Origin of the sequence: Pseudomonas libanensis, from assembly GCF_001439685.1 — a bacterium.
Classification (GTDB): domain Bacteria; phylum Pseudomonadota; class Gammaproteobacteria; order Pseudomonadales; family Pseudomonadaceae; genus Aquipseudomonas; species Aquipseudomonas libanensis.
In genome coordinates, this window is record NZ_JYLH01000015.1 from 165,830 (window position 1) to 174,703 (window position 8,874).

An 8,874-nucleotide genomic window follows, 5' to 3' on the forward strand; every position below is an offset into this window, starting at 1 on the left:
TTTAAACGCTTAAGGCTCAGTTCACCTTCGCGTTCAACTCCCCTTTCAAATACCGCTGGTACATCGCTTCCAACGAGATTGGCTTGATCTTCGAAGCATTACCGGCAGTACCAAACGCCTCGTAGCGAGCAATACACACATCACGCATCGCCGTCACAGTCGCACCGAAGAACTTACGCGGATCGAACTCGCTCGGGTTGGTAGCCATCAGACGACGCATTGCACCAGTAGAGGCCAGACGCAGGTCAGTGTCGATGTTGACCTTGCGCACGCCGTACTTGATGCCTTCGACGATTTCTTCAACCGGTACGCCGTAGGTTTCTTTGATGTCGCCGCCGTACTGGTTGATGATCGCCAGCCATTCTTGCGGTACCGAGGAAGAACCGTGCATCACCAGGTGGGTGTTGGGGATGCGCTTGTGGATTTCCTTGATGCGGTCGATCGCCAGTACGTCGCCAGTCGGCGGCTTGGTGAACTTGTAGGCGCCGTGGCTGGTGCCAATGGCGATAGCCAGGGCGTCGACCTGGGTCTTCTTGACGAAGTCGGCGGCTTCTTCCGGGTCGGTCAGCATCTGGCTGTGATCCAGCACGCCTTCGGCGCCGATGCCGTCTTCTTCGCCGGCCATGCCGGTTTCCAACGAACCCAGGCAGCCCAGCTCGCCTTCAACCGATACGCCGCAGGCGTGTGCCATGGCCACGGTTTGTTGGGTCACGCGTACGTTGTACTCGTAGTCGGTCGGGGTCTTGCCGTCTTCGCCGAGGGAACCGTCCATCATCACCGAGCTGAAGCCCAGCTGGATGGAGCGCTGGCACACGTCAGGGCTGGTGCCGTGGTCCTGGTGCATGCACACCGGGATGTGCGGGAATTCTTCGATGGCGGCGAGGATCAGGTGACGCAGGAACGGGGCGCCGGCATATTTGCGCGCACCGGCCGAAGCCTGGACGATCACTGGAGAGTCGGTCTTGTCAGCGGCTTCCATGATGGCGCGCATCTGCTCAAGGTTGTTGACGTTAAAGGCTGGGACGCCGTAGCCGAACTCGGCTGCGTGGTCCAGCATTTGACGCATGCTGATAAGTGCCATTGTGTTGTCTCTCCCGGTCGAGGGTCGTTAATCGTGCAAGCCTGCCGTAGCGGCGGCTGCTATTCAAGTTATTGCAGATCAAGGGGTTAAGCTTGAGCTGCTGAATCGTTATTGCTGCTGGGTATCAGTTGGCTTTGCAGCCGCGCCCAATCAAATCATCGGTGGCAACCCAGTACACCAGGCCTTCCTCACCTTTGGTGTGAAACGCCAATTGGCCGTCGCTGTACAGCACGCCGGAGGCGGCTACCTCTTGCTTGAGACGGTAAACCTGGTCCGAACCGCCGAGGCGTACATCCACTTCGGAACGAGCCTGGTTGGCAAAGCGCCAGTTAACCTCGGCCTTGCTGTCGCAGGTCCAGGTGGTCCACTTATCGGCAGGCTCTGCCTTGTTAAACATGTTCATGCTGCTGCAGCCGGCCAACAGGGCCAGGGCTGCCAGGGCGAAAACGCCTTTCATTGCCAATCCTCGAACGGCGACCCCGCAAGGCCGCCTTTGCTGTCGGTTAGTGGATCAGACCCGTCATGGGCAACCCTGTTCCTGACCGTTGGGCGCGGAGTCGTATTTCTCCAGCCGTTCGTTGCCGATGCGCTTGTTGATCACCGGCATGGTCTCGGCTTGCCAGTCAGCCTGGTAACAGCTTTTTTTCAGCGGTGCCTTGGCGTTATCCGCCTCGGGTACCGCACTTGGCGTGCTGCCGCAGCCGGCCAGCAGGCCCGCTGCGATTACCAGAGCCAACGACTTGATCATGGGAACACTCCTTTTCCTGATCACGCGAGCCTTAGCCCTTGGCTCGGGTTTCCAGCACTTCCACGGCTGGCAGCACTTTGCCCTCGACGAATTCGAGGAAAGCGCCGCCACCGGTAGAAATGTAGGAGATCTGATCAGCAACGCCATATTTATCGATGGCCGCCAAGGTATCGCCACCGCCAGCAATGGAGAACGCCGAGCTTTCAGCGATTGCCTTAGCCAACACTTTAGTGCCGTTGCCGAACTGGTCGAACTCGAACACACCCACCGGGCCATTCCACAGGATAGTCTGGGATGCCTTGAGCAGTTCGGCGAAGTTGGCCGCAGTTTGCGGGCCGATGTCCAGAATCATGTCGTCATCGGCCACGTCAGCGATGAGCTTGACGGTGGCTTCGGCGCTTTCAGCGAACTCTTTGGCAACGACCACGTCCACCGGCAACGGCACGCTGACTTTGGCGGCGATGGCGCGGGCGGTATCCAACAGGTCCGGCTCGTACAGGGACTTGCCCACTGGATGGCCGGCTGCGGCCAGGAAGGTATTGGCGATGCCGCCGCCGACGATCAACTGGTTGCAGATCTGGCTGAGGCTATTGAGTACATCCAACTTGGTGGAGACCTTGGAGCCGGCGACAATGGCGGCCATCGGCTGGGCCGGAGCGCCCAGTGCCTTGCCCAAGGCATCGAGCTCAGCAGCCAGCAGTGGGCCGGCAGCGGCAACCTTGGCGAACTTGGCCACACCGTGGGTCGAACCTTCGGCGCGGTGCGCAGTGCCGAAGGCATCCATCACGAATACGTCGCACAGCGCCGCATATTGCTGGGCCAGTTCGTCGCTGTTCTTCTTCTCGCCCTTGTTGAAGCGCACGTTCTCGAACAGCACGATGTCGCCAGGCTTAACATCAACACCACCCAGGTAGTCAGCCACCAACGGCACGTCACGGCCCAGGGCCTTGCTCAGGTACTCGGCAACCGGCTTGAGGCTGTTTTCGGCAGAAAACTCACCTTCGGTCGGGCGCCCCAAGTGGGAGCAGACCATCACGGCCGCGCCTTTTTCCAGGGCCAGCTTGATGGTCGGCAGCGAGGCCAGGATTCGCGCATCGCTGGTGACGACACCGTCCTTGACTGGGACGTTGAGGTCTTCGCGGATCAGTACGCGTTTACCTTGCAGATCGAGGTCGGTCATCTTCAACACGGTCATGGGTCGCAGTTCCTGAATTACTGTTGAGGTTGTTTAGAGGCGATGTGCAGATAATGTTCCGCAACATCCAGCATTCGGTTGGCAAAGCCCCACTCGTTGTCGAACCAGGCCAGGATGTTCACCAGCCTCGGGCCGGAAACGCGGGTCTGGCTGGCATCGACAATCGCCGAATGCGGGTCATGGTTGAAATCGCAACTGGCGTGGGGCAACTCGGTGTAGGCCAGCAGGCCTTTGAGCGGGCCGCTGGTGGCGGCCTCGCGCAGGATCCGGTTGACCTCCGTCGCATCGGTGTCGCTGACGGTTTGCATGGTGATATCCAGGCAAGACACATTCACCGTCGGCACCCGTACGGCTTTGGCCTGGATTCGCCCGGCAAGTTCCGGCAGCAGTCGTTCGATGCCGCGAGCTAAGCCTGTGGACACCGGAATCACTGACTGGAACGCCGAGCGTGTACGGCGCAGGTCTTCGTGGTGATAGGCGTCGATGACCGGCTGATCGTTCATCGCCGAGTGAATCGTGGTGATCGACACGTAATCCAGGCCGATCGCCTGATCCAGCAGGCGCAACAGCGGCACGCTGCAGTTGGTGGTGCACGAGGCGTTGGACACCAGCAGCTCATCGCCAGTCAGGCAATCCTGGTTGATGCCGTAGACGATGGTGGCGTCCACATCCGCCTCGCTGGCCATCGGCTGGGAAAACAGCACACGCGGCGCGCCGGCGTCAAGAAAACGCTGGCCATCGGCACGGGTGTGATAGGCACCGGAGCATTCCAACACTAGGTCGACGCCCAACGCCGCCCAGTCGATGCCCTCGGGGGTGGCACTGCGCAACACTTTCACGCAGTCGCCATTAATATGCAGACAATCGCCGTCGACCCGCACTTCGCCAGGAAAGCGGCCGTGGGTGGAGTCAAAGCGTGTCAGGTATTCGATGCTGGCCATGTCGGCCAGGTCGTTGATCGCGACAATTTCAAACCCGGCCGCCGCCCCTCGCTCGAACAGCGCACGTAAGACGCAACGACCAATGCGGCCGTAGCCGTTGAGTGCAACTTTGTAAGGACGCGGTTGGGGCATGGGGTTCTCGATCAAGGTTAGTTCGGTGTTGAATGTTCTGACACCATCGCGGGCAAGCCCACTCCCACATTAGACCGCGATCCAAATGTGGGAGCGGGCTTGCCCGCGATAGCGCCAGTGCAGACAACGCAGACTGACTTAGTCTTCCAGCAGCTCTTCAGCCTGACCCAGGATATTTTCCAGGGTAAAACCAAACTCTTCGAACAACGCTGGTGCCGGCGCCGACTCACCGTAGGTGGTCATGCCGATCACGCGGCCTTCCAGGCCCACGTACTTGTACCAGTAGTCGGCGTGGGCCGCTTCGATGGCGATACGCGCGCTGACTTGCAAAGGCAACACAGACTGCTTATAGCCGGCGTCCTGGGCTTCGAACACGCTGGTGCATGGCATGGATACAACGCGCACGTTGCGGCCCTGGGCGGTCAGCTTGTCGTACGCCTGAACGGTCAGGCCCACTTCGGAACCGGTGGAGATCAGGATCAGCTCCGGCTCGCCGATGCAGTCCTTGAGCACATAGCCACCACGGCTGATGTCGGCGATCTGCGCGTCGGTACGCACCTGGTGTTGCAGGTTCTGGCGCGAGAAGATCAGCGCCGAAGGGCCGTCCTTGCGCTCGATGGCGTGTTTCCAGGCCACGGCCGATTCAACCGCGTCGGCTGGGCGCCAGCAATCCAGGTTCGGCGTGGTACGCAGGCTGGTCAGTTGCTCGACCGGCTGGTGCGTCGGGCCGTCTTCGCCCAGGCCGATGGAGTCGTGGGTGTAGACGTGGATCACGCGCTTTTTCATCAGCGCCGCCATACGTACGGCGTTACGTGCGTATTCCATGAACATCAGGAAGGTCGCGCCGTAAGGCACCAGGCCGCCGTGCAGGGACACGCCGTTCATGATGGCGCTCATGCCGAACTCGCGCACGCCGTAGTACATGTAGTTGCCGCTGGCGTCTTCAGCCGAGACACCTTTGCAACCTTTCCACAGGGTCAGGTTGGAACCGGCCAGGTCGGCCGAGCCGCCGAGAATCTCAGGCAGCAGCGGGCCAAAGGCGTTCAGGGTGTTCTGGCTGGCTTTACGGCTGGCGATGGTCTCGCCCTTGGCCGCGACTTCGGCGATGTAGGCCGAGGCTTTTGCCGAGAAGTCGGCAGGCAGGTCACCGGCCAGACGGCGTACCAGCTCGTTGGCCAGTTCCGGGAATTCGGCGGAATAGGCAGCGAAACGCTGATCCCATTCGGCTTCGGTGGCCAGGCCTTTTTCCTTGGCATCCCATTCGGCGTAGATATCGGCCGGGATTTCAAACGGGCCGTGGCTCCACTTCAGCGCTTCGCGGGTCAGGGCGATTTCCGCGTCACCCAGTGGGGCGCCGTGGCAGTCTTCTTTACCTTGCTTGTTCGGCGAGCCGAAGCCGATGGTGGTCTTGCAGCAGATCAGGGTCGGCTGTGCGCTCTTGCGCGCGGTGTCGATGGCGATTTTGATTTCTTCAGGATCGTGGCCGTCGACGTTGCGGATCACTTGCCAGTTGTAGGCTTCGAAACGCTTGGGGGTATCGTCGGTGAACCAGCCTTCGACTTCGCCGTCGATGGAGATGCCGTTGTCATCATAGAAGGCAATCAGCTTGCCCAGGCCGAGAGTGCCAGCCAGGGACGCGACTTCATGGGAAATGCCTTCCATCATGCAGCCATCACCCAGGAACACGTAGGTGTGATGGTCGACAATGTCGTGGCCGGGGCGATTGAACTGCGCGCCCAGGACTTTTTCCGCCAGCGCAAAGCCTACGGCGTTGGCCAGGCCCTGGCCCAGGGGACCGGTGGTGGTCTCAACGCCCGGGGTGTAGCCAAATTCCGGGTGGCCCGGGGTGCGGCTGTGCAGTTGGCGGAAGCTCTTGAGGTCGTCGATGGTGACGTCGTAGCCGGTCAGGTGCAGCAGCGAGTAGATCAGCATCGAGCCGTGGCCGTTGGACAGCACGAAGCGGTCACGGTCGGCGAACGACGGGTTGCTCGGGTTGTGTTTCAGGTAGTCACGCCAAAGTACCTCGGCGATATCCGCCATGCCCATCGGGGCACCGGGATGGCCGCTGTTGGCTTTTTGCACGGCATCCATGCTGAGGGCACGAATGGCGTTGGCACGCTCACGACGGCTGGGCATCGCTGATCTCCTGGAGTTTGCTTAAAAGAAACGGAAAAAAGGACCGGCATTTTCCCTCAGCCACCGCCTGCGGGCAATGACAGATAGTCACTTGAGGGGCTTTTTCCCGAGGTTTCTACGGTTAATCCTTGCAGAACCCTGCCACAGGTTCGTCTAAGGGTTATAGCGGTGGCTTATAACCGCCACTTATCGATCAATATCAAAACTTTTTGATATTGACCTTGCGAGGATCCCAACCCGTCACTAGACTGCTGGCCTTATGAACATACCCGTGCCTTCCCTGCGTCCTGACGATGGCGATGAGCTTGCAGCCTTGTGCAAGGCCGCTGGCGATCCGTTGCGCTTGAACGTATTGCGTGCACTGGCCAACGATTCTTTCGGGGTATTGGAACTGGCGCAGATCTTCGCCATCGGCCAGTCCGGCATGAGCCACCATTTGAAGGTGCTGGCCCAGGCCGACCTGGTGGCCACCCGCCGCGAAGGCAATGCGATCTTTTACCGCCGCGCCCTGCCCCACACCGAACAGCTGGGCGGCAAACTGCACGCGGCCCTGCTTGAGGAAGTGGATAACCTGGGGCTGCCAAGCGATGTGCAATCGCGGATCGGCCAGGTGCACGGGCAACGCGCCGCCGCCAGCCAGGACTTTTTTTCCCGGGTTGCCGACAAGTTTCGCGCCCAGCAGGACCTGATCGCCGGGCTGGCCCAGTACCGCGAAAGCGTGCTGGCGTTATTGGACAAGCTGAGCTTCAGTGATAAGGCCACGGCCCTGGAAGTCGGCCCTGGCGACGGCGGTTTCCTGCCGGAACTGGCGCGCCGCTTTGTGCAGGTCACGGCGCTGGACAACAGCCCGGCGATGCTGGAGCTGGCGCGCCAGCTGTGTGAACGCGAAGCCTTGGGCAATGTGCGCCTGCAGTTGGCCGACGCCCTGGGTGACACCAGTCTGCGGGCCGATTGCGTGGTGCTGAACATGGTCTTGCACCATTTCGCCGCACCGGCCGATGCCCTCAAGCAAATGGCCGGGTTGCTGCACCCCGGCGGTAGCCTGCTGGTGACGGATTTATGCAGCCACAACCAGAATTGGGCCAAGGAGGCCTGCGGTGATCTCTGGCTGGGTTTTGAACAGGACGATCTGGCCCGTTGGGCCACCGCTGCGGGACTCGTTCCCGGGGAAAGCCTCTATGTAGGTTTACGTAATGGTTTCCAGATTCAGGTCCGCCATTTTCAGCGGCCGGCTGGCGACACTCACCATCGGTAAATATCAGGAAAACATCGAGATGAGCGAATACTCCCTTTTCACCTCCGAGTCCGTGTCTGAAGGGCATCCGGACAAAATCGCCGACCAGATCTCTGACGCGGTGCTGGACGCTATCATCGCTGAAGACAAGTTCGCCCGCGTGGCGTGCGAGACGCTGGTGAAAACGGGCGTGGCGATCATCGCCGGCGAAGTTACCACCACTGCCTGGGTCGACCTGGAGCAGATCGTGCGTGACGTGATCACCGATATTGGCTACAACAGCTCCGACGTTGGCTTCGACGGCGCGACCTGCGGCGTGATGAACATCATCGGCAAGCAATCCCCGGACATCAACCAGGGCGTTGACCGCGCCAAGCCTGAAGATCAGGGCGCCGGTGACCAGGGCCTGATGTTCGGCTACGCCAGCAACGAAACCGACGTGCTGATGCCGGCGCCGATCACCTTCTCCCACCAGTTGGTGCAGCGTCAGGCCGAGGCGCGTAAATCCGGCGTACTGCCATGGCTGCGCCCTGACGCCAAATCCCAGGTGACCTGCCGCTACGACGGCGGCAAAGTCGTGGGTATCGACGCCGTTGTACTCTCGACCCAGCACAACCCGGACGTGTCCTACGCCGACCTGCGTGAAGGCGTGATGGAGCTGATCGTCAAGCACGTGTTGCCTGCCGAGTTGCTGACCAAGGACACCCAGTTCCACATCAACCCAACCGGCCAGTTCATCATCGGTGGCCCCGTGGGCGACTGCGGCCTGACCGGGCGCAAGATCATCGTCGACAGCTACGGCGGCATGGCCCGTCACGGCGGCGGCGCGTTCTCCGGCAAGGATCCCTCCAAGGTTGACCGTTCGGCGGCTTACGCCGGTCGTTATGTGGCCAAGAACATTGTGGCTGCCGGCCTGGCCGAGCGCTGCGAGATCCAGGTTTCCTACGCCATCGGCGTGGCACAGCCTACGTCGATTTCGCTCAATACCTTCGGCACCGGCAAGATCAGCGATGACAAGATTGTCAAGCTGGTGCGTGAGATCTTCGACCTGCGCCCTTACGCGATCACCACCATGCTTGACCTGCTGCACCCGATGTACCAGGAAACCGCAGCCTACGGCCACTTCGGTCGTACCCCGGCGCAGAAGACCGTTGGCGACGACACCTTCAGCACCTTCACCTGGGAAAAAACCGACCGCGCCAACGACCTGCGCACCGCCGCCGGCCTGTAAGCGTTCGCGCTACAGACAGAAACACCCGGTAAAAAGCCCCGAGCAGTCGGCAATGCTGTTCACTTAAGGATTGTTGACTAATCCTCGGGCAGCAGGAAAATCCGGAATCTGATTAAGGATTCCGGATTTTTTATGTCTGTCGCTCAGGATTTAGGCGCTGTTCTAGACTTTGCCGA

The 8,874-nt window shown here is 60.6% G+C and carries 8 protein-coding genes; 2 read left to right on the forward strand and 6 right to left on the reverse strand.

The annotated features are described in order from the left end of the window. Nucleotides 1-16: 16 nt before the first annotated feature. The 6 genes from fba to tkt form a co-directional block, all read right to left on the reverse strand. Nucleotides 17-1,081, reverse strand: a complete 1,065-nt coding sequence (gene fba, locus TU73_RS22185) for a class II fructose-bisphosphate aldolase (protein ID WP_003177554.1) — start codon at nt 1,079-1,081, stop codon at nt 17-19. A gap of 124 nt (nt 1,082-1,205) precedes the next feature. Continuing rightward, the gene (locus TU73_RS22190) at nt 1,206-1,538 is read right to left on the reverse strand and encodes an MliC family protein (protein WP_057014009.1); all 333 of its coding nucleotides are present in this window, start codon (nt 1,536-1,538) and stop codon (nt 1,206-1,208) included. Between the two features lie 63 nt (nt 1,539-1,601). Then, nucleotides 1,602-1,829 (reverse strand): hypothetical protein, encoded by a 228-nt coding sequence (locus tag TU73_RS22195; protein WP_057014010.1) that lies wholly within the window; start codon nt 1,827-1,829, stop codon nt 1,602-1,604. 31 nt (nt 1,830-1,860) lie between these two features. Beyond that, the gene (locus TU73_RS22200) at nt 1,861-3,024 is read right to left on the reverse strand and encodes a phosphoglycerate kinase (protein WP_057014011.1); all 1,164 of its coding nucleotides are present in this window, start codon (nt 3,022-3,024) and stop codon (nt 1,861-1,863) included. A gap of 17 nt (nt 3,025-3,041) precedes the next feature. Continuing rightward, nucleotides 3,042-4,097 carry an erythrose-4-phosphate dehydrogenase gene (gene epd, locus TU73_RS22205; RefSeq protein WP_057014012.1) on the reverse strand — a complete coding sequence of 352 codons (1,056 nt, stop codon included), beginning with the start codon at nt 4,095-4,097 and terminating at the stop codon, nt 3,042-3,044. A gap of 138 nt (nt 4,098-4,235) precedes the next feature. Then, complete coding sequence (gene tkt, locus TU73_RS22210; protein WP_057014013.1) at nt 4,236-6,233, reverse strand: transketolase; 1,998 nt, start codon at nt 6,231-6,233, stop codon at nt 4,236-4,238. Between the two features lie 259 nt (nt 6,234-6,492). Between tkt and TU73_RS22215 the strand changes: the two genes are divergently transcribed. Further along, a complete protein-coding gene (locus TU73_RS22215; protein ID WP_057014014.1) occupies nt 6,493-7,488 on the forward strand; it encodes an ArsR/SmtB family transcription factor in 996 nt (331 codons plus the stop codon). A gap of 19 nt (nt 7,489-7,507) precedes the next feature. Continuing rightward, a complete protein-coding gene (metK, locus tag TU73_RS22220) occupies nt 7,508-8,698 on the forward strand; it encodes a methionine adenosyltransferase (protein WP_057014015.1) in 1,191 nt (396 codons plus the stop codon). Nucleotides 8,699-8,874 lie beyond the last annotated feature (176 nt).

Bases quoted from the DNA above. Each gene is read 5' to 3' on its own strand.
- fba (WP_003177554.1), bottom strand. From the start codon at position 1,081: ATGGCACTTATCAGCATGCGTCAAATGCTGGACCACGCAGCCGAGTTC.
- TU73_RS22190 (WP_057014009.1), bottom strand. From the start codon at position 1,538: ATGAAAGGCGTTTTCGCCCTGGCAGCCCTGGCCCTGTTGGCCGGCTGC.
- TU73_RS22195 (WP_057014010.1), bottom strand. From the start codon at position 1,829: ATGATCAAGTCGTTGGCTCTGGTAATCGCAGCGGGCCTGCTGGCCGGC.
- TU73_RS22200 (WP_057014011.1), bottom strand. From the start codon at position 3,024: ATGACCGTGTTGAAGATGACCGACCTCGATCTGCAAGGTAAACGCGTA.
- epd (WP_057014012.1), bottom strand. From the start codon at position 4,097: ATGCCCCAACCGCGTCCTTACAAAGTTGCACTCAACGGCTACGGCCGC.
- tkt (WP_057014013.1), bottom strand. From the start codon at position 6,233: ATGCCCAGCCGTCGTGAGCGTGCCAACGCCATTCGTGCCCTCAGCATG.
- TU73_RS22215 (WP_057014014.1), top strand. From the start codon at position 6,493: ATGAACATACCCGTGCCTTCCCTGCGTCCTGACGATGGCGATGAGCTT.
- metK (WP_057014015.1), top strand. From the start codon at position 7,508: ATGAGCGAATACTCCCTTTTCACCTCCGAGTCCGTGTCTGAAGGGCAT.